Source organism: Caulobacter sp. GW822-FHT07D08, from assembly GCF_058798735.1.
The window spans coordinates 158,247-180,331 of record NZ_JBXAKU010000010.1; the positions used below are offsets into that span (position 1 = coordinate 158,247).

General features: G+C 68.7%; 20 protein-coding genes and 1 tRNA gene. 11 read left to right on the forward strand and 10 right to left on the reverse strand.

Annotation, left to right across the window (positions count from 1 at the left end; all coding sequences use genetic code 11):
* Positions 1 to 38 precede the first annotated feature (38 nt).
* The 7 genes from AC1RJ9_RS18900 to AC1RJ9_RS18930 all read right to left on the reverse strand — a co-directional run bounded on the left by AC1RJ9_RS18900 (position 39) and on the right by AC1RJ9_RS18930 (position 6,192).
* Positions 39 to 527: a hypothetical protein gene (locus AC1RJ9_RS18900; protein ID WP_492086086.1), complete on the reverse strand. Its 489-nt coding sequence runs from the start codon at positions 525 to 527 to the stop codon at positions 39 to 41.
* Positions 528 to 543: 16 nt separating this feature from the next.
* The gene (locus tag AC1RJ9_RS18905) at positions 544 to 1,203 is read right to left on the reverse strand and encodes an AAA family ATPase (RefSeq protein WP_492086085.1); all 660 of its coding nucleotides are present in this window, start codon (positions 1,201 to 1,203) and stop codon (positions 544 to 546) included.
* Positions 1,204 to 1,681: 478 nt separating this feature from the next.
* On the reverse strand, positions 1,682 to 2,698 hold the full coding sequence (locus AC1RJ9_RS18910) for a DUF1612 domain-containing protein (RefSeq protein WP_492086084.1): 1,017 nt from the start codon (positions 2,696 to 2,698) through the stop codon (positions 1,682 to 1,684).
* Between the two features lie 123 nt (positions 2,699 to 2,821).
* Positions 2,822 to 3,193: a single-stranded DNA-binding protein gene (locus tag AC1RJ9_RS18915; protein ID WP_492086083.1), complete on the reverse strand. Its 372-nt coding sequence runs from the start codon at positions 3,191 to 3,193 to the stop codon at positions 2,822 to 2,824.
* A gap of 756 nt (positions 3,194 to 3,949) precedes the next feature.
* Positions 3,950 to 4,381: a helix-turn-helix domain-containing protein gene (locus tag AC1RJ9_RS18920; RefSeq protein ID WP_492086082.1), complete on the reverse strand. Its 432-nt coding sequence runs from the start codon at positions 4,379 to 4,381 to the stop codon at positions 3,950 to 3,952.
* Between the two features lie 174 nt (positions 4,382 to 4,555).
* A complete protein-coding gene (locus AC1RJ9_RS18925) occupies positions 4,556 to 5,488 on the reverse strand; it encodes a DUF2493 domain-containing protein (protein WP_492086081.1) in 933 nt (310 codons plus the stop codon).
* Between the two features lie 173 nt (positions 5,489 to 5,661).
* Complete coding sequence (locus AC1RJ9_RS18930; RefSeq protein ID WP_492086080.1) at positions 5,662 to 6,192, reverse strand: GcrA family cell cycle regulator; 531 nt, start codon at positions 6,190 to 6,192, stop codon at positions 5,662 to 5,664.
* A gap of 293 nt (positions 6,193 to 6,485) precedes the next feature.
* Here AC1RJ9_RS18930 and AC1RJ9_RS18935 point away from each other — a divergent pair, with 293 nt between their 5' ends.
* The 3 genes from AC1RJ9_RS18935 to AC1RJ9_RS18945 are packed head-to-tail and all read left to right on the forward strand — an operon-like array spanning position 6,486 to position 9,121.
* Positions 6,486 to 7,271 (forward strand): hypothetical protein, encoded by a 786-nt coding sequence (locus tag AC1RJ9_RS18935; RefSeq protein ID WP_492086079.1) that lies wholly within the window; start codon positions 6,486 to 6,488, stop codon positions 7,269 to 7,271.
* 59 nt (positions 7,272 to 7,330) lie between these two features.
* A complete protein-coding gene (locus AC1RJ9_RS18940) occupies positions 7,331 to 8,254 on the forward strand; it encodes a HEPN domain-containing protein (protein WP_492086078.1) in 924 nt (307 codons plus the stop codon).
* 9 nt (positions 8,255 to 8,263) lie between these two features.
* Complete coding sequence (locus AC1RJ9_RS18945; RefSeq protein ID WP_492086077.1) at positions 8,264 to 9,121, forward strand: hypothetical protein; 858 nt, start codon at positions 8,264 to 8,266, stop codon at positions 9,119 to 9,121.
* A gap of 121 nt (positions 9,122 to 9,242) precedes the next feature.
* On the opposite strand, the gene AC1RJ9_RS18950 is transcribed toward AC1RJ9_RS18945, so the two are convergent.
* The gene (locus tag AC1RJ9_RS18950) at positions 9,243 to 10,019 is read right to left on the reverse strand and encodes an Abi family protein (RefSeq protein ID WP_492086076.1); all 777 of its coding nucleotides are present in this window, start codon (positions 10,017 to 10,019) and stop codon (positions 9,243 to 9,245) included.
* 608 nt (positions 10,020 to 10,627) lie between these two features.
* Between AC1RJ9_RS18950 and AC1RJ9_RS18955 the strand changes: the two genes are divergently transcribed.
* From AC1RJ9_RS18955 to AC1RJ9_RS18990, 8 genes are all read left to right on the forward strand, one after another.
* Positions 10,628 to 11,125, forward strand: coding sequence for a helix-turn-helix domain-containing protein (locus AC1RJ9_RS18955; RefSeq protein WP_492086075.1), 498 nt, complete (start codon positions 10,628 to 10,630; stop codon positions 11,123 to 11,125).
* Positions 11,126 to 11,145: 20 nt separating this feature from the next.
* Positions 11,146 to 11,252, forward strand: a tRNA-OTHER gene (locus tag AC1RJ9_RS18960).
* Between the two features lie 35 nt (positions 11,253 to 11,287).
* The gene (locus AC1RJ9_RS18965; RefSeq protein ID WP_492086074.1) at positions 11,288 to 12,319 is read left to right on the forward strand and encodes a hypothetical protein; all 1,032 of its coding nucleotides are present in this window, start codon (positions 11,288 to 11,290) and stop codon (positions 12,317 to 12,319) included.
* 91 nt (positions 12,320 to 12,410) lie between these two features.
* Positions 12,411 to 12,746: a hypothetical protein gene (locus AC1RJ9_RS18970; protein ID WP_492086073.1), complete on the forward strand. Its 336-nt coding sequence runs from the start codon at positions 12,411 to 12,413 to the stop codon at positions 12,744 to 12,746.
* A 324-nt stretch (positions 12,747 to 13,070) separates the two neighbouring features.
* Positions 13,071 to 13,628 (forward strand): RNA polymerase sigma factor, encoded by a 558-nt coding sequence (locus AC1RJ9_RS18975; protein WP_492086072.1) that lies wholly within the window; start codon positions 13,071 to 13,073, stop codon positions 13,626 to 13,628.
* A gap of 16 nt (positions 13,629 to 13,644) precedes the next feature.
* The gene (locus AC1RJ9_RS18980; protein ID WP_492086071.1) at positions 13,645 to 14,598 is read left to right on the forward strand and encodes a FecR family protein; all 954 of its coding nucleotides are present in this window, start codon (positions 13,645 to 13,647) and stop codon (positions 14,596 to 14,598) included.
* A 105-nt stretch (positions 14,599 to 14,703) separates the two neighbouring features.
* Positions 14,704 to 17,658, forward strand: a complete 2,955-nt coding sequence (locus AC1RJ9_RS18985; protein WP_492086070.1) for a TonB-dependent receptor domain-containing protein — start codon at positions 14,704 to 14,706, stop codon at positions 17,656 to 17,658.
* Positions 17,652 to 19,655, forward strand: coding sequence for an Atxe2 family lasso peptide isopeptidase (locus tag AC1RJ9_RS18990; RefSeq protein ID WP_492086069.1), 2,004 nt, complete (start codon positions 17,652 to 17,654; stop codon positions 19,653 to 19,655). The genes AC1RJ9_RS18985 and AC1RJ9_RS18990 overlap by 7 nt, the downstream gene beginning before the upstream one ends.
* Here AC1RJ9_RS18990 and AC1RJ9_RS18995 read toward each other — a convergent pair.
* Both AC1RJ9_RS18995 and AC1RJ9_RS19000 read right to left on the reverse strand, forming a co-directional pair.
* Positions 19,652 to 21,388 carry an asparagine synthase-related protein gene (locus tag AC1RJ9_RS18995; protein ID WP_492838725.1) on the reverse strand — a complete coding sequence of 579 codons (1,737 nt, stop codon included), beginning with the start codon at positions 21,386 to 21,388 and terminating at the stop codon, positions 19,652 to 19,654. The two genes, AC1RJ9_RS18990 and AC1RJ9_RS18995, sit on opposite strands and share 4 nt — an antisense overlap.
* Positions 21,388 to 22,050, reverse strand: coding sequence for a lasso peptide biosynthesis B2 protein (locus AC1RJ9_RS19000; protein WP_492086067.1), 663 nt, complete (start codon positions 22,048 to 22,050; stop codon positions 21,388 to 21,390). The genes AC1RJ9_RS18995 and AC1RJ9_RS19000 overlap by 1 nt, the downstream gene beginning before the upstream one ends.
* Positions 22,051 to 22,085 lie beyond the last annotated feature (35 nt).

The window sequence follows — 22,085 nt, forward strand, 5'->3', positions numbered from 1 at the left end:
CAAAGGGCAAAAGGGCAAAGCCCCATTTGCCCTTTTGCCTATTTCCGCGCCCGACGCCCGTCTTCCTGGAGCGTGGCCAGGTCGATCGGGTAGCCCTTCTCGGCCAAGGCCTCCAGCACCAGGAACTTCACCGTCACCCTTCGCTTGACCGCGTCCAGCTTCAGAGCGGTCGATAGCTCGTCGTCGATCACGAACTTGAGCGAGGTCTCTCGCTCGGAGAAGTTGCTCGCCGGGGCGGGCTTGACCGCCTTGGGCTTGGGCGCTGCGCGCGGGGCCGGCGCTGCGGCCGCGACCTTCGGGGCGGGATTCGACGCCGAGGCCGGCGCGGACGCGGGCGCCGACAGCGCCGGTTCGACCCTGGCGACCGGTGCGAGCGCCGGTTCGGCCGCGCTCGCGGGCGCGCTGGTCGTGCGGTTGAAGCCCAGGTCCTCGGTGGCCTTTCGCAGGGCCTCGGCGGTTCCGGCGTCGTTAATGCGCTGCGGGCGCGGCGCGGGCTGGAAGATCGGGCGGGCGGTCTTGTCGGTCATGGTCTCCCCTCCCCTATCAGGCCGCTTCGGCCTGGCGGGCGAGCGCCTCGAGCAGCTCGGCCAGCACGGCGGCGATCTCCTTGGCGGCCTTGGGCTCGCCGCCGGGCGCGCTGGGCGTCATGCCCGTGAAGTGGATCTGCTGGTAGGCGGCGCGCTGGATGACCTCGGTGTTGAGCACCGGAATGTCATTGTCGCGGATCTCCTGGCGGGCATGGCCGGCCACGCGGCTATAGAGCGGGTTCATCTGGCTAAACACGACGCGCGCGGGGATGCCGCGCTTGAGCATCTTCTCGGCGCGCTTGACCACCTCATAGGTGCGGTAGACCTCCTGCAGGTCCATGCCCGAGATTTTGGTCGGGATCAGGACCATGTCGCTCTCGGCGATGGCGTAGGTGACCGCCTGGGAGGCCGCGCCTTCTAGGTCCACGAAAACCAGGGCGTACTCGCTGGCGGCGTTGGCGATGACGTCCTGGATCTTGGTCTCATTGGCCTCGCTGATGACGGTGACCTTGCAGTCGTCGCCGGCGCGTTCGCGCCAGCTGGCGACGTGGCCGTTGGGATCCCCATCGACGATGGCCACCGAGCCGCCCTGCCGGGCGAAGGCGTCGGCCAGGCACATGACCAGGGTGGTCTTGCCCACCCCGCCCTTCGTCGAACACACGCTGATGACCGCCATGGGGAAGTTCCCTTCTGAGGCAATGGGCAACTGGGCAAATGGGGTCTTGAGCTTCTACCCAAGTCCCCTCTTGCCCAAATAAGGTTATGGGCAATTGGTGAACAGGGTTTTAACCCAAGTGGGTAAATGGGGTTCTGGGGGCATGTGGAAAACCACTTTTCCACAGAAACCCACTTGCTCAAATTCGCACAACACCTTCAACTCAGATGGGCAAGCGTGGACTAAACCCAGACCCCATTTGGTGATGACCACTCTAACCCAGACGCCCAAGTTCGCAAATGGGCTGAAGGGAACTTCCCGGTTTGGGCAAAATACCCAAATGGGGATTTGCCCTCTTGCCCTGATGGGAAGAGGGGTCTGGGCAAGCCCCCAAGAGGGTAAGACCACGCCTTGAGCTGAACTGCTTCGCCGGGCCGCGCAACACCCCAGACGCCCAAATGGGAACTTCCCCATTTGCCCACTTGGGTGAACCGCAGCGTCACAGCCGCCAGGCGCGATAGCGCGAGCGACCGCTGACTTCCATCACCGACGCGCCCAGGTTCGTCAGCAGCCGCCGGGCCGTATGGCCGGCGACGCCCAGGTGCTCGGCCGCCATAGGCGCGCTGACCAGGGGTCTGGCCAGCAGTAGGTCGACGAGATCGGCCGAGCGGTCGTTGGCCCTGCGCTCGCCGACGCGCTTGAGCACCACCTGGCGGGCCAGATCCAGACGCTTCATCTCGCCCAGGCCCGCTTCGGCTCCGACGGCCATGATCTTCAGCCAGTAGGCCAGGCGGGCCGCGATCGGGGCGGCGACGAAACCGCGCGCTGGCTGCAGGTAGATCCGACGCGGCGCCTCGAAGGCCAGCAGGCATGAGCGCGTGCGGCACGACAGCCTTAGAGCCTGGGCCACCAACACCCCGCCAACGAAGTTCTGGCGGGGCAGGGGATTGACCAGGCGCCAGCCCTCCAGCGCCGTGGCCGCGCGCAGCAAGGCCGGGGCGCGATCGGGGAGGCGGCGGGTCCACTGGACCCACTCCTCCACCGCCTCGACCGGATCGGCCGTCTCGCCCCGGCTGAGGGTTCGAACCTGGTGGACGAGTTCGCCGACCAGGTCGCGGGTTTCCGCGCCGGGGCTGGGCCCAACCTCGTCGGGGTCGATCGGGGAGGGGACCAAAAGCGGCGCCTCGCTGCGATGGCCCGCCAGCCAGACCGCTCCATGGGCGGTCTGCAGCTCTGGGCCTGCGCCGCGCGCTCGGCGCCGGGCCCGCACGAGACCGTACGTCGCGCGCAGAGCCTGGTCGGGAAGGCGCGCATCCATCTGGGCGTCGTGCAGGACCAGGTCCTCCATGTCGACGATCTCGCCGCTGACCCAGCCCCAGCCGTTGGCCTCGATGAAGTCGACACGCGCGGCCCAGCCCTCGGCGAAGGGGCAGGTCTGGGCGCGCGCGTCGAGTCGGCTCACGCTGTCCTCGGCCCGAGCCAGGGCCAGGAACAGCGCCTCGATCGGGGCGTCCATCAAAGCCCGTTCTCCACGAAAATAGCCGAGTCTGGGTGACGCACATTTGTAGGCTATAAATGTGCGTTACGCCAACCGCGTGTTACCTGCCCCGGGGTCGCCCCCGGGGCAGGCGCGTCGGCCCTAAGCTTCCTCGTCCGACTCCGGGTTGCTTTCGGGCCGGTCGAGCGACTTCAGCTCGTGACCCGGCCCAGCGACCACCACCTTGGTGAAGTAGCGTTCCTGGCCGTCCTTGTCGGTGTAGTGCTCGTTGCGGATCTCGCCCTCGACATAGACCTTCGAGCCCTTGGGCAGGGGACGCGAGGAGAGCCACTTGACCGTCGCGGGGCTCCAGATCTCGACCTGGTGCCAGGTGGTGAAGTCCTGACGCTCGCCGTTCTTCTTGGTGTAGCGGCTGGTGGCGACCCGCAGGACCGCCAGGGCCTTGCCGCCCGAGGTGGCGCGAATTTCAGCGTCCGCGCCGGTGAAGCCGATCAGTTGAACCTTGTTGAGCATGGTCTTTCTCCGTCTTCCGCCGGGAAGGGCCCCGGCGGCTCGCGGTCCCTGCCGCGATCACGCGTCCTGGCAGGGCGGGGACGAAGGTCCGGGCCAAAGCCCGCGGACGGTGGACACCGGGCTGCACGCCGCGCAGCGGAGGAAGGCCGGAGGCTCCGCCGGCCGCGCCTCGCGCGCGAGGTCGGCTTTGACCCGGACCGCCCCGCCCTAGGGATGGCGTGACCGATCGCGCGGGTCCGCTCGCCACCGGGTCTCTCCGGCCAAGACGAATGACCTGCTGATCAAGGTGCTGATCGGCCAAGCCGCGCGCCGCGCGTTTCGTCCGGTTCGGCGCGGTCGGCGCAGGCGGGCCGGCGCTCGCCGCCGCCTCCACGCCCAGCATCGGCAAGATTCAGGACACACCGGCCCCCGGGCGCGAGGGAGCCCGCGACATCCAGGCGCCGAACGCCCCAACCCCAAGCGCGCGTGTCGCGGGCGCGCCGCCTCGCGCAAGACGCCGTCAGCGGCTGGCGACTTCAACAGGCGACAGGTCGTCGGTCGGGCGCTGACGGCGCCGGCCGATACAACTCCGAACGGGCAGGGGCGCCGACCGTCCGCCCCCGTGGGGGCGCCGGGCGGGTTGTCGCGAGGCGAAGGAACGAATCGCCAACCGCTAAGCTTGGGGTCCAACCCGGCCGAGGCCGCAAGATCTCGCGGTTCGTTCGGGCTTTATTCCGCCGGGCGCGACGCCGTCCCGGGGCACGGCAAGGACGGCGCTCACCCTGCGCTGGGGGCGTCGTCCTCCGCCATGGCCCGGACCAGGTCCAGGATCTGCCGGCGAACCCGACCTCGCCCGATCTTGGCGAACTTCTCGGCCAGTTCGAGACCCTCCGGCGTGGCGAGGAAGGCGTTGAGCGTCCGGTCCGCCGCGCCGCGGGCGGGGTCGGCGGCGCAGTCGACCGGATCGGCGAGGCCTTCGAAGAAGTAGGCGATCGGCACCTTCAGGACGCCGGCGGTCTCGTAGAGCTTGGAAGCGCTGATGCGATTGGCGCCGCGCTCGTACTTCTGCACCTGCTGGAAAGTGAGCTTCAGTCCGGCGGCCAGCTGTTCCTGGCTGACGCCGGCCACCTTGCGGCGGGTGCGCACGCGGGCGCCGACATGCAGGTCGATCGGGTTGGGCGCGCGGCTGTCGGGCGGGGAATTGGCCAAGTCTTGAGGTCCTTTGTCCGAAGCCGCGGGCGCAAAACGCCGCCGGCGCGTCGGTGCGAGAGAAAAAGCGCAGGACGGCGGGTTTTCAACCCTGATCTTTTACCAGGGACGAACGCCGGCCCGCGAGCCGCACAAAAGAGGGCGCGACGGAGCAAGACCGCCGCGCCCGCGCCGTCAGGCCCTCAGGCGCACCGCCACGCAGCGGATCCCGCGTTCAGCGGCCTTCTGAGCCAGGTTGAGGGCCGGACCGAACGGCTTGAGCGCCGCCCCCCGCGCGGCGTCCAGTGAATTGGCCAGGGTCAGGACGCAGACCGGCTCCAGCTCCAGCAGCTCGTCATTGGCCCGGAACGGCGCGGCCCGGCCGTTGCGGTCGAAGTCGGCCCTGGCCAGCACCGTGGTGACGCCGTGCGAGCGGGCCCATTTCTGGGCGAGCTTCTCGCCGCCGCGCGCGCCGGTGACGGCCAGGGCCATGTCGGGCCAGGTCTGGCGCGCCCAGTTGAGGGCGTCGAAGATGCGCCCGGCGTCGACGGCGGTGTCGGCCTGAGGGGCCGCGCGGAAGCCCACCACCACGGCGCCCGGATCGACGGCGCGATGCCGGCGGGCCCGCATGGCGCGGATCGCTTCGCGGGCCTCGACCTGGGCCGCCGACAGGCGCGAGGCCTTGACGCTGCCGCGCCAGGGTTGCCAGGCCTCGCCGGTGGCCAGGGCGTAGGCCTGGGCGGCCGCGTCGCGGATCAACTCGACGGCCTGGACGGCGACGTCGGCCGCGCGCGTGCGCTGGGTGGCCTCCTGCAGGTCGGTGTCGGCCACCTCCGAGCCGTTGAAGTCGCGGACCTGGCGCTGCAAGTCGTCCCGGGCGCGGTCGGCCTCCCGCTCGATCCGCTGGGCGGCCGAATGGAAGGCGCCGATCAGGGTCTCGGCCAGGGTCGTCTGGAAATCCTCCAGGGCGGTGTCGGCCAAGAGGTCGAGCAGCTCGGTCATCACGCAGTGACCCAGCTGAACAAGGGCGTCCTCGGGCGGGTGCGGCCGAGGGTCGTCCAGGCTCAGGGCCTGGGCCTCCAGGGCGGTGAGCGGGCCGGTGAGGAGGGCAGGGGCGGTGGCGGTCATGGGACCAGTCCTTCAAGAGGGTCGGGAGCGAGCCCGTGGGCTCCCGACCGCCTTCCGCGCCGACGGACCGGTCCCGGTCGCAAGGGCTTTGAGCGCAGCGTCCCTTGCGGCCGGAGCCGGCCGGTGGCGAGGTCGCTGGAGCCCAGGGCGGTCTCCCGCCGCCGCCAGGACGGTCACCAGCCCCCCGCCGCGCCCGAACGACCTCGCCGCGCCGTCCCCGCGCAGGGGTCGGCCTTGAGCTGCAGGCGGACCGGATAGGCGACCGCGTGGTGGCCCGGGCAATAGGGCCCCTTGCCGATGACCGCCGCGCCGCAATAGCCGAAGCCCGCCGCCTTGGGATCGCCCACCGGCCAATGGCAGATCCGCGCCGTCAGCGCCGCCCCATCGAAGACGCGCGCGACCGCCTCGACCGGCGCGGCCTGGGGCGTTCGCGTCCGTACGGCCGGGGCGGCCGGCGGGGGAGGGGGAGGGGGCCTGGACGGCGACGGCCGGCGCAGGGCCGACGTCCTTGGCCGTTCGGCCCGGGTCCGGCGCGGAGCCGACGGCTCCATGCGCCCGGCCAGGCCCAGGCGGTGGACCTTTCCGATCACGGCGTTGCGGGTCACCCCGCCCAGGGCCTTGGCGATCTCGGCGGCGGAGCGGCCCGCCAGCCACAGGGTCTTCAGGGCGGTGACCCGCTCGGCGCTCCAGGAAGAAGACGGCATCGGACAAACCTCGTCTGCTCGCGCCCGATCGGCGCGCAGACGGATCCCTCCCTTTGCCTTTCCCCAGGCTGGGCGGGTCCCGGCCCACCCTTGAGATTCTCCGGTATTGGCAGGCCGCCCGGCCCCGCCTAAACCTCGTCGTTTCCGATCCTGGCCCCGCCCCATCGGGGCTCGCCCGGGAGGCCAGCGTTATGTCCAGGCTTCGGCTAAAGACGCTGGCGGGTGACTATCAAGCGCCTTCTCAACTCCCGGAGCGGCTGATCGATCGGCGACACGTCGGATCAAGGACCTCCATGTCGATCATCAAGGCCAAGCCCTTGCGTCCCGGCGACGTTCTCCTGGAGTCGGGGGATCCCAAGATCGCCGCCAGCACCGAGGGCGGCGTCTTCGGACATGCCAGCCTGGCCGTGACCCGGCTCACCTGGATGCAGGTCGGCCTGCGCGCGATCATGCTGCAGGCGCGACCCATCGCCCGCTACCGCTCCGGATCCGAGACGTTCATCGGCTTTGAAATCGACGGCGCCTTGGTGCGCCGCCGCCTCGCGCCGCCGTCGGCGACGGACGTCTGGGCGGAGGTCACCTCGGAGCTGGGCCGCAGATACGCCTCACGGGTCAAGCTGCAGCAGATCAAGGATCTGACGCCCGAGGCGATCGAGGCCTTGGCCCAGCCGCTGGACTACGTGCCGGAGACCGATGATCCGCTCACGCCCGGCCGACTCTGCTCGGAGGCCTGCGCCGTGGTCCTGAGCCTGTCGGACACCCTCATCAGCCCCGACGCCTTGGCGGCCGCCGCCGAGCTGGTGGATATGCCCGCCCTCGTGGTCCCGCAGGCGACCTTCATCGCGGCGCATCCCCGATCGGACGAGCTCGCCGATCTGGTCAACACCATCTCCCGCCGCGCCGCCCCCAGGCTCTCGCTGGCCTTGCAGGCTTGCGCCGCGCGCCTGAAGGCGGGCGAGGACGTCGACCAGGACGCGGCCTTGGCGTCGATTCAGGCCGAGTTCATCGACACGGTCGGGACCAATTCACGGTTGGTCCGCGAGATTGAAGACCTCGAGGCCCAGATCCTGGACGGCTGACAGCGCGGACCGTCACTTTTGCTTGTGACGCCTGGACGGGGACGCCAGACTCACCGGCGATGAAATCGAATCTCGACTACCTGCCCGACCGCCAGCACCGGGAGCTGGACAAGATCGTCGGCCACCTGCTGGCCGGCTTCGAGCAGGCCGTGGCCGGCGGCACCCAGCCCTGGCGGCGCGGGGCCAAGATCTACAAGATCATCCTGTTTGGCAGCTACGCGCGCGGCGACTTCGTCGACGAACCGCACAACGGCTACCTGTCCGACTTCGACATCCTGGTGGTGGTCAGCGACGAGAAGCTGACCGACACAGCCGACTACTGGTACGAGACCGAGGAGAAGATCGCCCACGACCCGTCGATCGGCCGGATCGTCAACCTGATCATCCACGATCTTGGCGAGATCAACGCCGCCCTCGACGCGGGCCAGTACTTTTTTCGGGAGGTCATCGAGCAGGGCGTCGTCCTTTACGAGGTGCCCGGCCATGCCTTCCACCCACCCCAGCCCCTGACGCCCCGGGCCGAACTGGACCTGGGCGAAAAGTACTATCGCAAGATCTTCGACACGATCCAGACGTCGTTCGAAACGGCGATCTTCCAGATCTCCAAAGGCGACCAATTGGACTGGCCGCACAAGGCCGCCTTCAACCTGCACCAGGCCGTTGAGGCCGCTTATATCGCCGTCCTGCTGCTGACCGGTTTCTACGCCCCGCGCTCGCACAACATCCTGTTCCTGCGCTCCCAGGCCGAGGCCAAGGCGCCGTCGCTGATCCCGGTCTGGCCGCGCGACACCCGCGCTGCGCGCAAGCCGTTCGGCAAGCTCAAGCGCGCCTATGTCGACGCCCGCTACAACCAGGACAGCTTTCACATCACCCAGGCCGAACTGGAGCACCTGAAGGTCAGCGCCGAGCAGCTGATCGGGCTGGTGCGGGCGGTCTGCGACCAGCGCCTGGCGGCGCTACGACGGGCGGCGGACGCGGGGTAGGGCGATCCGATGGACCTCATGCTGGAGCACAACAGGGTCGCGGAGCTGGGCGTGCGGGCGGTCGGCCTTCGTCCGGCGGTCGGCGCGTTCGATCTTTTGCTGATGACGACCATCGCGCCGACCAAGGCCGGCGCCTTTTCGGGTCAAGCCGCGACGCCGCGTTGGATCCGCATTGACGGCCTGGAGCTCTTCGTCCATCCGCGCGGACAGAACCGCGTGCGCCTGGCGACGCTTCAGGTCAGCGCGCCGACCTGGTTCGCGCAGGCCGACGGCAACGCCAAGCGCCCGCTCGACTTCCAGGCCCAGCTCGCCCCGCGCCAGCTATTGGCGCTCGAGGACCTGCGCGACGGCGGGGCGCTGGCGCTGCAGGTGCAGGCCTTCGGCGTCGGCGGCCTGATCGACGACCCAGTCGGTCACTCGACCCTGCAGGGCGACGGCTATCACACGGTCGCGCAGTCGGACTGGATCGCGCAGCTCAAGGGCGCGGGCGCTCTGGGGGTGATCCTCCTTGAAACCAGCTTGCCGCTCTCGCTCGGCGCAACGGACGACGACTCTATCGCGCGCCAGCTCCACATCGCCGAAAAGGCCTTTCACACCGGCGACTATCAAAACTGCGTCGGCGCCTGCCGGCTCGCCTATGAACGGCTCAAGCTTGGCCCCCAGTCCAAGCTCAAGACCCCGGTCGACGCCAAGACCCTGTCGTTTCCCGAGAGGATCGAGCTGCTGTTGGCGTCCGCCCGCCACGCCACTCAGCTGGCGCACCACGACGACGGCGGCGCGCTCAGCGCGCACGTCTACAGCCGCGACGAGGCGCGGCTGCTGCTGCAGGTGACGGCCGCCGCCGTGGCGTACCGCCTCAGACGCTGACCCCGCTCCAACGTCCGCGTCAGGGATCGCAACCCGAAGGGCCAAGACCCGCGCGCGGGGCTTGGGGCGGCCCGCCGCCTAGAGCCCGGCCGCCGCCAGGCGGCGACGCCCGTCCGGTCTCTCAATAGCCGACCTCGGCAGGTTGGACGTCCGGATAGCGGGTCAGCAGCGCCTGCACCGCGGCGACCCGGCCGCCGGCCAGCCCCCGGCTGGTCAGCAGGTGATCCAGGCACTCCAACCGGGCCTTCAGCTTGTTGACCGGCGCCGTCGGCAGGTTCTGGCGGCGCAGGCGGCTGGGTTGCTTCTGGAAGATCCGATTGAACAGCCGATCGTGGTGGGCGCAGACGTTCCGCAGATCGACCAGGCATTCCAACCAGTTGGTGAGAACCTCGTGCGTGGGCATGCCGAAGTCCTGGGCCACGGCGGTCTTTATCGCATTGGACAGCAGGGCGTAGAACCGCACCGCGGCCCCGAAGGTCAAGAACTCCTTCATGGTCCAGAACGGGGGAAGCACCGGATCACCGTACTTGGCCATGTAGTTGTGGGCGCGCGCGTCCCTGGACTTGGCATAGAGCGTCGACAGCTGGTCGAGCGCGACACGCCGTGACGCGCCGTCCTTGAAGGCGTCCTCGGCTTTGTGGGGATGGCTGCCGTGAGCGCGGGTCAACGCCTCGGACATGCTGTTGCGGAAGGCCAGCTCGAAATCGCCGCAGGCATCAAAGCAGATCGCCCGCAGACGGCGATCGCAATCATAGAGATTCAGAATCTGGTTGTAGGTCGTGCCGGCTCGAAAGGGCTTTCCCGCCAGATGAGTCTGGCGGCGAGCGATGAAGTAGATGCGCAGCCGCTCATAACCGACCCGCTCGATCTTGCGGGCGGCGACATTGGGCCGAGGCACCACGAGTCCGCGGGCGCGCAGATGCGCCACCCAATCGCTGGGCGTGGCGTGCGGCTTTGTAAAGGGAGGAAGCGCCATCTCAAACGAGAAGGACCGCCCTTTTGCACTCCACCCGGAGGTGGATCGTGTGGCGGCCCGTGACCCCTTATAAATAGCCTTTCGGCCTTTAAGTTCAAGTAAAAAGGCCCGCTTGCCGTCGCCGATCCGCAAGCCGCCTCTTTCAACTTGGCAATATTGGGGTCCACCCGAGTCCTGGCAAGCGCGAAGGCCCCCGCCGAGCCCTTCCGGATGGATTGAAATCCGCACGATTTCGCCGTAGCATCACCGCAAAGCTCGCCCGGCGGCCGATTTCCCGCGCCCACCCCGAGGCGCCAACGCCTCCCGGGGGAGACCCTGTCGTCGCCCGGCCCCCAGGCGGGACCGCCTCCCCGGCGGGAGACCCCCACGCCCGACCAAGCAGATTGCCGCCATGCTGCATCCCGTTGGAGCTGCATGCCCTGTCGCTCATTCCCAGATTCCCGCAGCCGGGAGACGCCCGCGCCTCCCCCTCGAAGTTGCGCCGGGCCCGGCCCGGGCTCATATCGATGTGACCAACCGGAGCCGAAGCGATGAGCGCCAAGGAAAAGGGCAAGGCCGCCGACGCGGACCTGCGCACGAACGAGAAGAAGTGGTCCAAACCGCTGATCGAGGCGGGCTACACGGTGTTCCCCACCGTGATCATCGAGAACCAGCGCCAGCTGGGCCTCGACGCCGTCGACGTCAACATCCTGATGCACCTGGCGTCCAAGTGGTGGAAGGCCGAGGGCAAGCCCTATCCGTCCAAGGGCACGATCGCCCAGGCCATGAACCTGGACCCGCGCACGGTGCAGCGGCGGATCGCGGCCCTGGAGAAGGCCGGCTATGTCCAGCGCGAGGAGCGGCGCGAGACCCCGACCGGCAGCAAGATCAATGTCTACCACCTGGACGGCCTGATCGCCGCGGCCAAGCCCTTCGCCGAGGAGAAGATCGCCGACATCGCCGAGCGGGTGGCGATCAACAAGGCCAAGGCCGCCCGCAAGGGCGCGCCCAAGCCCAAGCTCACCCTCGTGGCCACCGAGGAGGACTAGAGCCTAGTCCTCCTCCCTGACGCGGCGTAGCTCAGCCAGGATAGAGCCCCTGTTTTCGACATGGACTGGACGGTGACACGCCAGACTATGGGCAGGGAGGTCGCGGGTTCAAGTCCCGCCGCCGCGTCCCATCCCTTTCACTCAAGGCTCGGAACCTCGTCGATGCCCCTTGATCCAAGTTCCGCCCCCGCCGCGCCGGAAGGCGGCGATCGGGAATGGATGAAGGCGGCGCGGATCGTCGCGCAAATCCCTTATCCGCCGGTGTCGGCCTGGGAGTTCAACCAGCTCAAGACCGAAGCGGCGGTGCGCGAACGCCTGCAGGACGCGACGGTCTACATCATCGCCCAGCGCCCGATCCTCTGGTTCGATCGGGTGCGCGACGAGGACGGCGACATCAGGTTTGAGATCAACGACGGCCGGGGCCCGCCGGTGAAGGGGATCATCGATCCGCTGCGCCTGGGGCTCTTCGACCCCGGTGAGCCGATATTGCTCGAATGCGGCTTCCACCATGACGCCGAGGAAGCCCCGCCGCCCTGGGACCGGGCCGGAAGCATCAAGCTTTTGGACCGCGACAAGCGCCTGCGGGCCTGGTGGAGCCCGCAAAAGCTGCTGTTCGAGGCGCTGGCCCACGATCTGAGGGTCCCCTTCGCCGGCGACCCCGAACGGTTCATGGAGTTCGAGATCCACTATATCGGCAAGGCCTACGACCAGAGCCTCTGGGAGCGGCTGGCCGCCCATCGCCGCTATCTCGAGATTCTCATCAACGAGAAAGTCCGGGGCGTCGACCACACCCAACCGTCGCTGGAAATCACCATCCTCGCTCTGGAGGTCGTAGAGCTGGAGGAGCTTGTCGGCATGCGCGACGGGCCCGACGAGGACGCACCCGATCCGCCTCATGTGAGGATCTTCCGCCACCCCGACGATCCGGCCGATCCGCGCTGGCAGGCATTCCGGCGCCGATGGGCGCATGGTCACGAAGCGGCGGTGACGACCGAGCTCGAGGCGGCGCTCATCGACCTCTTCAAGCCCGAGCACAACAAGATCAAGGTCAAGAAGTACCCCAAGATCGCCGGCGGCCTACAGGCCCTGGGCTATAGCGACACCCTGCTGCGGCTGAGGAACTGCCCTTATATCTTCCGCACCGAGGCGGGCGGCACGCCCCTGGAAGGCGCCGATCCCGAGGACGGCTGGTAGCCGCGTCGGTAAGCCCAGCCCCGCGCCGACCGACTTGGCGCGGCCCAAAGTCTATGGCATCGCACGGCGGGAAACCTGCGGATCCCGCCCCATGACGCCCGACACCTTCCGCTCGCTCGCCCTTGGCCAAATGAACGCCCGCCTGGCCTCGCGCCTGGGAACGATCGAGTTCCTGATCGGCGACAAGGTTTTCGCCGCTCTGGGGGTGGATCCCGGCGTGGCGATGGTCAGGCTTTCGCCCGAGGACCAGGCCAGGGCCCTGGCCGCCGCACCCGCCGTGTTCTCGCCCCACCCGGGCGGGGCCGGCGCGCGCGGCGTCACCTGCGTGCGTCTGGGCCTGGCGCAAGACCATCAGGTCAAGCCGGTGCTCGTCCAGGCCGCGGGTCGCGCCCGCAACGCCCGCTCGGCGCTCACCCGCCTGAGCTGAGCGCCGCCGCAAGCCCCCTGGCTTGCAACCCCGAATCCGCCGTCTTAGACTCTGCCCGTGTCGCTGAAAGCGCGACACCGAGGCGTGAGAACCTCGCTTGATAGAGCCGCTTCGCGCCCGGGCGTCACCCCGGCGCGACCGGTGTGCCTGCGCCGCTGGCGTCGACGACGACGCGCGCCTTGCCACTCAAGCCATGGTCTCAAGGACGACCCGACCCTCGTCGGGCGGCGCCTCAGCACGGAGGCGAACCATGGCCGGTGGCCACGATCTTGAGGGCGGGTCGGTGACGACGCCCGCCGCTGGGCGGCGAGGGGAGGATCGACGATGAGCGACCTCCTGGTAGAGCCGCGTCCGGCCCCGACCGACACGCCCGCCCCCATCCCGGCGCGGGGCGGCGACGTCGAGCGCCTGTTCCGCAGCCAGGCCCCACGGCTCTTGCGGCTCCTGACCCGGCGCTACAGCCGCGAAGAGGCCGGCGACATCGTCCAGGAGGTCTTCCTGCGCCTGACCGGCGCGGCCGACCGCCAGACCCTCACCAATCCCGAGTCCTACATGAAGGGCATCATCTGGAACCTGCTGCGCGACCGGTCGAAGAGCTTCGCCCGGCGGATCGAGCGGAGCCACGCCGAGCTGCAGCCCGACCGCCACGCGGCCGAGGAGGGCGATCCACATCAACTCCTGGTGGCGCGCCAAACCCTGGCGCGCTACGAAGCGGCGGTCGGCGCCATGAAGCCCAAGACGCGGGAGGTCTTCCTGCGCCATCGGCTGGACGGAGAGAGCTACGGCGAGATCGCCGAGGCGCTGGGCATGAGCGTGAGCGGAATCGAAAAGCAGATGGCCAAGGCCGCGGCGCACCTCAAGCGCGCCTTGTCCAAGCGCTGAACAGGGAAGGGGGCGTATGAGCCAGCAGGACAAGGCCAGGGACCAGGAGGCCGCCCAATGGTTCGCGCGCATGCGCGGTCCCGGCGCCCTGACCCATCGCGCCGCCTTCGACGCCTGGCGCGCCGATCCAGCCAATCGCCAGGCCTATGAGGAGCTCGAACGCCAGTTCGACGCGGCCGGCGTCCTGGCCCAGTCGCGCCGCCCCGAGATGCGCCATCGCTCACATCGCATGCAGGATCGCATCCCGCTCTACAAGATCACCGGGGCCCTGGCCGCCTGCGTGATCGCCGCCGCCGTCCTGTCGCTGGTCGTCTGGCGCGGCGGCCAGGCCGAGACCCACTACGCCACGGGCCTGGGTCAGATTCGCGCGGTCAAGCTGGCCGACGGCTCCTCCATCGTTCTGGACACCGACAGCGCCGCCACCGCCGTCACCCGCGGCGGCCGCCAGGTCGTGCGGCTGGATCACGGGCGGGCGCGGATCGTCGCGGTCGGGGCCCTGCGGATCGAGGCCGACGGCGCCCAGCTCGACGGCCAGGGCGCCGCCTTCGATCTGGCGCTCGCGCCGCAGGGCAACCTCGCCGTCACCGTGCTGTCGGGCCAACCGCGGCTCGCCGGCGCCGCGGCCCGGCTGCTGCCGGCCAGCGCCAGCCTGCCGGCCGGGCGCGAGGTGCTGTTCGGACCCAATCTGTCGTCGGTGAACATCCGGCCCGCCTCCCGGGTCGAGGCCCAGTGGCCCTCGGGCCTGCGCAGTTTCGACCAGACGCCGCTGTCGGCGGTGGCCGCGATCGCCAACCGCTACAACAGCCGCAAGATCCGCCTGGCCGACCCGTCCGTCGGCGCGCTGCGGGTCTCGGGGGCCTTCCGCGTGACCGGCGCGGACGAGCTGGCCAACGGGCTGGCGGCGGCTTTCGGCCTCACCGTTCTCAAGGCCCCGAACGGCGACCTCATCCTGAGCCGCGCTGCCGCCTGACGACGACGCCGTGACACTGGCGTGAACTTTTTTTGGGAGGCGGCGGCCCATCGCCTCGTCCCTAGCCCCCAGACACGACGCATCTCGCGTCCCTTGGGGGAAACCATGTTCTCGATCACGACCCGTCGGGCCCTGCTCGCCAGCGCCGCGGTCCTCAGCCTGACCCTGGCGGGTCAGGCCTCGGCCCAGACCCGTCAGCCCACGGCAGCGCAAGCCTATGACCTCAAGCGCCAGGATCTCGGCCAGGCCCTGACCGCCGTGGCCCAGGCCAGCGGCCGCGAGGTGATCGTTCCCTCCGACCTGGTGGCGGGCAAGGACGCGCCGGCCCTGAAGGGCCGGTTCACGGCCGACCAGGCCTTCGAGCGCCTGCTGGCCAATTCCGGGCTCGTCCTGATCCCGGTCGGCGACAAGCTGGTCCTGCGCCGGGCCCTGGCCGCCGCCACGGGGGAGCAGACGGCCGGCGACCCTGAAGTCCTGTCGGAACTCGTGGTCACCGGCACGCGCATTCGCGGCGCGGGCCCTGTCGGCTCGAACCTTATCGCGATCACGCGGGAGGACATAGATCGCGCGGGCGCAGCGACCGCACAGCAGATCTTGCAGTCGGTCCCCCAGAATTTCGGCGGCGGTCCCGGCGAAACCACCTCTGGGGTCAGTAGTCGAAACGGCGCGCCGCTGAACACCGCCATGGGGTCGGGGGTCAACCTGCGCGGCTTGGGATCGAACTCCACCCTGGTGCTCATCAATGGCGTCCGGCCCGCCGGAGCCGGCATCGCCGGGACCTTCACCGACATTTCCGTACTGCCCGCTTCCGCCATCGCTCGGGTCGAGGTTCTGGCCGACGGCGCCTCGGCCCTCTACGGCTCGGACGCCGTGGCCGGGGTGGTCAATTTCGTGATGCGGGACCGCTTCGAAGGTCTGGAAACCCGCTTGCGCTATAGCAGCGCCGACGGCGATGCTCGCGAGGTCCAGGCGGGCGTGCTTCTGGGCCGCACATGGAAGTCCGGTGGGCTGACCCTCGCCTATGAGTACTACGATCGCGACGCCCTTGCGGCCGCGAAGCGCGCCTACGCCACCGAGGATCTGCGCCCCTTCGGCGGCGCTGACTATCGCCAACCCTACGCTGCGCCCGGCACGATCATCGCTGGCGGCCAAGCCTATGCGATCCCGGGCGGCCAGGACGGTCGCAACCTGACGACCGGCCAACTCGCCCCCGGCCAGGTCAACAGGACGGACGCCTACGCCAATGCCGATCTCCTGCCCCGGCAACAGCGTCACAGCCTCTACGTGTCGGGCCGCCAGGAACTGACCGCACACACTGACGTCTTCGTTCAGGCGTTGGCCGCCCGGCGGACCTTCGACCAGCGGATCCTGGGCGGCAATCCGACCACGGTCAGCGTGCCGTCGACCAATCCGTTCTATCTCAACCCGCAGGGCGGGACTGATCCGGTCCTGGTGCAATACGACTTCACTGGAGACCTTGGCGCCACCCGCACCAACGGCAGAACGGACGCCTATAGCGGCCTGGTCGGCATGACGCGGGATCTGGGAAGATGGTCGGCGAGCTTGCAGGGCGCGCTAGCGCAGCAGAAGGAGCGCTACCGGATCGATAACTACGGGCCCAATGGCGTCGCCCTGGCCGCGGCGCTGGCCGACAGCGATCCCGCGACCGCCTACAATGTGTTCGGCGACGCGGGATCGACCCCGCTGGCCACGCGCGAAGCCGTCCGAGGCTGGTTCGCCAGCCATAGCCTGTTCAAGTCGTGGTCGGTGTCGTTCCGCGCCGACGGCCCCATCGGCTCGCTGCCAGCCGGCGAGGTCATGTTGGCCGTCGGCGCCGAGCAACGCGCCGAACGCTACACCCAGAGCTCGACCTATCTGCTGTTCAGCATCAACCCGTTCGACCTCCCCACCGAATACCCCGGTACGCGTCGGATTACCGCCGGTTACGCCGAGCTGCGCGTTCCATTGGTCAATCCGGCGATGAGCGTCAGCGGCGTCCGCGCCCTGGACCTCTCCCTCGCCGGTCGCATCGAGCGCTATAGCGACGTCGGCACGACGTCCAACCCCAAGATCGGACTGGATTGGCGCCCCAGCGCCGACCTAACCGTGCGGGCCAGCTATGGCACCTCGTTCAGGGCGCCCAGCTTCCAGGATCTGCGTCAAGGTCCGTCGGTCAATGCCTACCAGCCCACAGTTCTCGTGGATCCAAGCTCCCCGAGCGGTTCGACCACGGTGCTCACCCTCCTGGGCAACGCCCCTGATCTAGGCCCTGAACGCGCCACGACGTGGACCGCCGGCGTCATCTTCCGACCCGCCCAGATCGACGGCCTGAGCGCTTCGCTGACCTACTACGACATCGACTACCGCGACCGGATCGCCAACGTGAACGCTAACGCGTTCAACATCCTGATTGAGCGCGAAGTCTACGGGGACGTCATCCAGGACCACCCCGGCGCGAGCACCGTCGCCGCCTACTACGCCAGCCCGCTGCTGTACAATCCCGCCGCCATACCGGCCTCGGCGGTCACCGCCATCGTCGATCTGCGAAATCGCAACCTCTCCTCGGCGCGCCAGCGTGGCTTGGACCTTGATCTTGGCTACGACGTCTCGACCCGGCGCGGCGAGGTGTCCCTGGGTTTGGTCGGCAGCTACATCTTTTCCATCGACCAGAAGGTCACCTCCGGCTCGCCGACCATCAACGTGGTCGGCACGGTCGGAACGCCGACGGACCTACGCCTTCGGGCTCACGCCGGCTGGAGCGTTGGCCCGTGGGCGCTCACCGGCTTCGTCAATTATATCTCGGACTACCAGAACCAGACGGTAACGCCCCGCCAGACGGTCAAGAGTTGGACCACGGCCGACCTGCAGGTGGCCTATAAGGTTCCTGACCGCGCCGATCGGCTGTCAGGCCTGCGCGTGGCCTTGACCGTGACCAACCTGTTCGACAGGGACCCGCCTTACGCCGAGTTGCGCACGGTGCTTTCGGCAATCGGCTATGACGGCGAGAAGGCCGATCCCACGGGCCGCCGCGTGGCCCTGGAACTGGTCAAGTCATGGTAGCCCTGCTGCTCGCGGCCAGCCTGGCCGTCGCCTCCACCGAGGCGCCGCGGGTCGCGCCCCCGACCTTGTCGGCGCTGATCGAAACGGTCGACATCACCACGCCGGTCATTTCACCGGACGGGCGATATGTCGCGTTTCGGCAGGGCCGCGCCTCGCTGGAGGCCAATCACTACGGCCTTGGATGGTGGGTGGCTGCGATCGACGGCTTGTCCCCCCCGCTTAAGGTCGGGGATGGCGGCCTGGCGTTATGGAAGGCCGAGGGGGTCGCGGTCGAAGAAGCGCCGGTCTGGTCGGCCGATGGACGCTACATCTACTATCGTGCGCTGCGGGAGGGACAGGTCCAGATTTGGCGATCACGCGCGGATGGCTCGGGGAGCCAGCGACTCACGGCCGATGACGCCGATGTCGATCGCTTCAAGGTCGACGCCGACAATCGCCTTGTCTACTGGGTGCGCGCGACCCGCGCCCAGGTGGCCGACGCCGAACGTACGCTCTACGACAGCGGCGTCCGGATCGATCACACCGTCGATCCGGCCCAAGCCCTGTTCGGCGCGGTCGAGATCAACGGCCGCATGGCGTCCGAGCGCCTTTCAGGACGCTGGTTCCAACGCGACGCCTTGCTCGGCGACACGCCCGAGCAAGCCAAGGCCATCGACTTGACCACTCTGGCCCCGACCAGCGCCCCAAGCGACGGCTCTCAGCGCCCTCCGCCGCCGGATGTCTTCGCCGCCGAGCATGTGATCACCACGATCCCTTCCCCCCGGTTCGGCGAGGCGCGCTTGGTCTGGCGCGACAATCACATGAGGCTTGAAGTGGTGCGACCGGGCGGGGCGGTCGACAGCTGCCAGGCCAAGGCCTGCCGTGACCACACGCCATCGTGGATCACCTGGCGGCCCGAACGGGACGAAGTCGTTTTCGCCGCGACCGATCCAGGCCTTCGCACAACCCTCTATATCTGGCGTCTGGCCGGTGGCGTGCGCGCGATCGTCCAAGACCCAGGCCAACTGGGCGGGGGAGAGTTTGGCGCGCCCTGCGCGGTCGGCGTCGACGCCCTGGTCTGCGTTTCGTCCCAGGCTTTGACGCCTCCGAGGCTGGAGAAGATCGGCATTGATACCGGCCGCCGGACGATCCTAGCCGCCCCAAACGGACCCGCCCCAAACGACAAGACCGTCGTCGCCGAGGCTCTGAGCTGGACCGACGCCAAGGGACGCGTGTTCACGGGACAGCTGATCCGGGCAGCCGGTGCGGGACGCACGCCTCTGTTCATCAACTACTATCGTTGTGAAGGGTATCTGCGCGGCGGCGTCGGCGACGAGTGGCCCCTGGTGACAATGGCCCAGGCCGGGCTGACCGCCCTGTGCATCAATCCGACCCGATCCCAGAGCACCGACCTGGACATGGTCGCCGACTACCAATCCGGTCTGGAAGGCGTGGTGGCCGTCGTCGCGCTTCTGGATCGCCGGGGCCTTATCGATCCTTCCAAGGTCGGCATGGGCGGCCTAAGCATGGGCAGCGAGGTGACCCTCTGGGTCGCGCGCCACACCAGGCTACTGGCCGCCGCCTCCATCGCTTCGCTGCAGGTTGAGCCGGGGTACTACTGGTTCAATGGCGTCGCGGGACGCGACATTCATGACGGCCTAAGGCGCGCGTGGAAACTTGGGGCGCCGGACGAGACGCCCCAGCGCTGGAAGGAGGTTTCCGCCGCGCTGGACACCGCTGACCTCACCACGCCCTTGCTCATGCAACTGCCCGAACAAGAGTTTCGGCCGACGATCGAACTGTTCGCACGGCTCTCCAATAGCAAGACCCCCGTGGAACTGCACGTGTTCGCACAGGAACGGCACGTCCTAGCGCAGCCTCGGCATCGCCTGGCAGCCTACCAGCGCAACCTCGACTGGTTTCGCTACTGGCTGCAGGACTACCGGGATCCCGACCCGATGAAAATCGACCAGTACCGCCGCTGGGACGCCATGGCGGCCAAAGCTCGCGAGCATTAGGTTTGACCCCAGGTTCGCGCCCAGGCCTCGACATCGGCCAGGTAAAGGAGCCGCGCCATGTCCAGACCGTTGGGCGCGGGGTCATCGAGCACCTGGCGGATCGCCTGACCATCGGCCAGGCCTGCGGTGACCAGCCAGCCGCGGACCAACTGGTCGACCAGGGTCGCGCGATTGGCCTCGAAGGCGGCGCCCATGAAGACGTTGAGCCCGCTTTTGGTCTGACGGCGCTTGATCGCGTCAGGCAAAACATCGCCGAAGGCGTCACGCGCCAGCGCTCGGTTGCGGCCTTCGGCGATCGACATCCAAGACGGAACCCGAAGGCAGGTCTCCATCACCGGTTGGGCCAGTAGCGGATAACGCACGGGGGCCTGGGCGGCGTGCTCGTAGCGATCGAGAAAGGCCTGGGCGACAAGGAGGCTCGCGACATGCTCGCGCTTGCCAGGCAGCACCCCGGCCGGCGCGGTCAGCCAAGGATGCTCTGGAAGGTCTGGCATGACGTCGCCCGCCAGGAATCGGGTAACCGGAACCACGCCTAGGCTCGACCTGCGCGCGATGGCCTTTCGAAACGCCAGACGGGCGACGTCCCACAGCGTGGCCTGATGGAGTCGGGCCAGATCGGCCAGTGACCGCAGAAAGTGACCGCCGGGCCCGAAGGTCAGCAGCGCGTCGGTGGCCGGCGCAGCCGTAGCGATCGAGCAGAAGACATTGTCCCCGCCCAAGCCGGTGAAATAGGCGGCAGCTCCCAGCTCCCGGCCGAGACGCGTGAAAGCAGCCTCGATCGGCTGGAGCAGAGCCTGGGAAGCGGGTCGAGCGTGACGACCGGGTCTCGCGCGACGAACATCGATCTGATGGGCATGAACCTCGCGCTCGATGAGAACGCCGCCAGCGGCCGTGGCGGCCTCTCGCGCATAGGCGCGCTCGTCGGCCTCGGCAGCGAGCGTGTAGAAATTGGCGAATGTCGCGTCCCCTCCCGCCAGGCCGGTGGCGATGATCGAGGAATCCAGGCCCCCAGACAGTTCCAGGATCAGCGGCGCGGAAACCCGCGCCCAAGCGCGGACGCTACGGTCCACCGCCTCCCGCACCGACGAGGCGGCGCACTCGCGATCGGGAAACGCCCGGTCGCGGTCGGCGAACACCCATGGTGACCAGGCCAGGGCCGTGGTTGCCCGTTGGTCGGGGCCAATGCAGGCGCGAACGCCCGGCAGCAGTTCGTCCACCCCGCGCAATCCCGTGCGAACGCCGCGACAATGCGGATAGGCCAGAATCTGCCCGACCGTCGGCCAGTCGAGACTCGGCCGAGGAAGGCCCGCCGCGAGCGCCAGGTCCAGCGACGAGGCGATGAGGGTCAAGCGCTCCTGGCGGATCCAAAGGGCGGGCAAGGCTCCAGACGGATCGCGCAATACCTGCGCGCCGCCGCCCGTCGGCGGCGTGATGATCGCCAGATACCCGCCCCAGGTATTGTCGATCAGCCATTGTCCGTTGGAGGCGACGATCGCTTGAACCTGATCCGGACCAAACTGATCGATCGCCGCAGGTTCGGCGGAATCGACGAACACATGGCCCAGAACGCACCCAGCCGCTCCAAGCGGTCGGTAAGGCAGCTCAGACTCGACCAGGACGGCGAGTTCACTGGTCTCCACGACTAGCCGGAGCGTCGAGATGGCGCGGGCGCCGTGCCGTAGCGCGTCGGCCGCAGGGCCTTGGCCCAGGATCAACAGATAGCCGCCAGCCATCAGACCACCAGGATCGGCGTGAACTCCGCCACCCGATCCAATCGATCGTTCAGCACGACGTCATGAGCTTGGACCCAGCAATGGGCGGCGAACGGCTGGCGTATCACGCCAAACACGAGATCGGCCGTTAAGCCGCGTTGATGGAGGAAGGCCAGTAGCGACAGGGAATCCAACAGGCACACCGGCTTAATCGGCGTCCAACGCCGTGCGCTCTCGAATAGGCTCGAAGGATCGGCCAGCTGATCGAGCGCCGAGGCCTGACGGTTTGCGCGTTGGACGTCCAGGCCCTCGAGGATTTGGGACAGGGAAAGGCGGCGTAACGCTGAACGGGTCGCCAGCAGGTGGCGGGTCGCCCAAACGCGCGCCGCCATCGTTGTCCGGCTATCCGGCGGCGGAGTGTCCATCCAGCTCGCCGTCGGCAGCTGGGTCGTCTGGCGTGTGATCCGTGCGCCGCCCTCGGCGGTTATCACTCCGATCCGACGTAGGCGGGCCACCAAGCTGGGGTCGGCGTCATCGGCCTGGAAGGCGCGCCCCGCCAGCGCGCGGAATGCGGGCTCCAGGGGCCGCGGCAGGGCGAAGTATCGTCCCTTGGCGACGTCTAGGAACATCACGCCGCCCTGGGCGTCGCAAAAGGCCAGATGGGAAGGCACGTGAAACTGCATAGGCGGCTCGGCATTGGGGACCCGCCAAGGCGAGC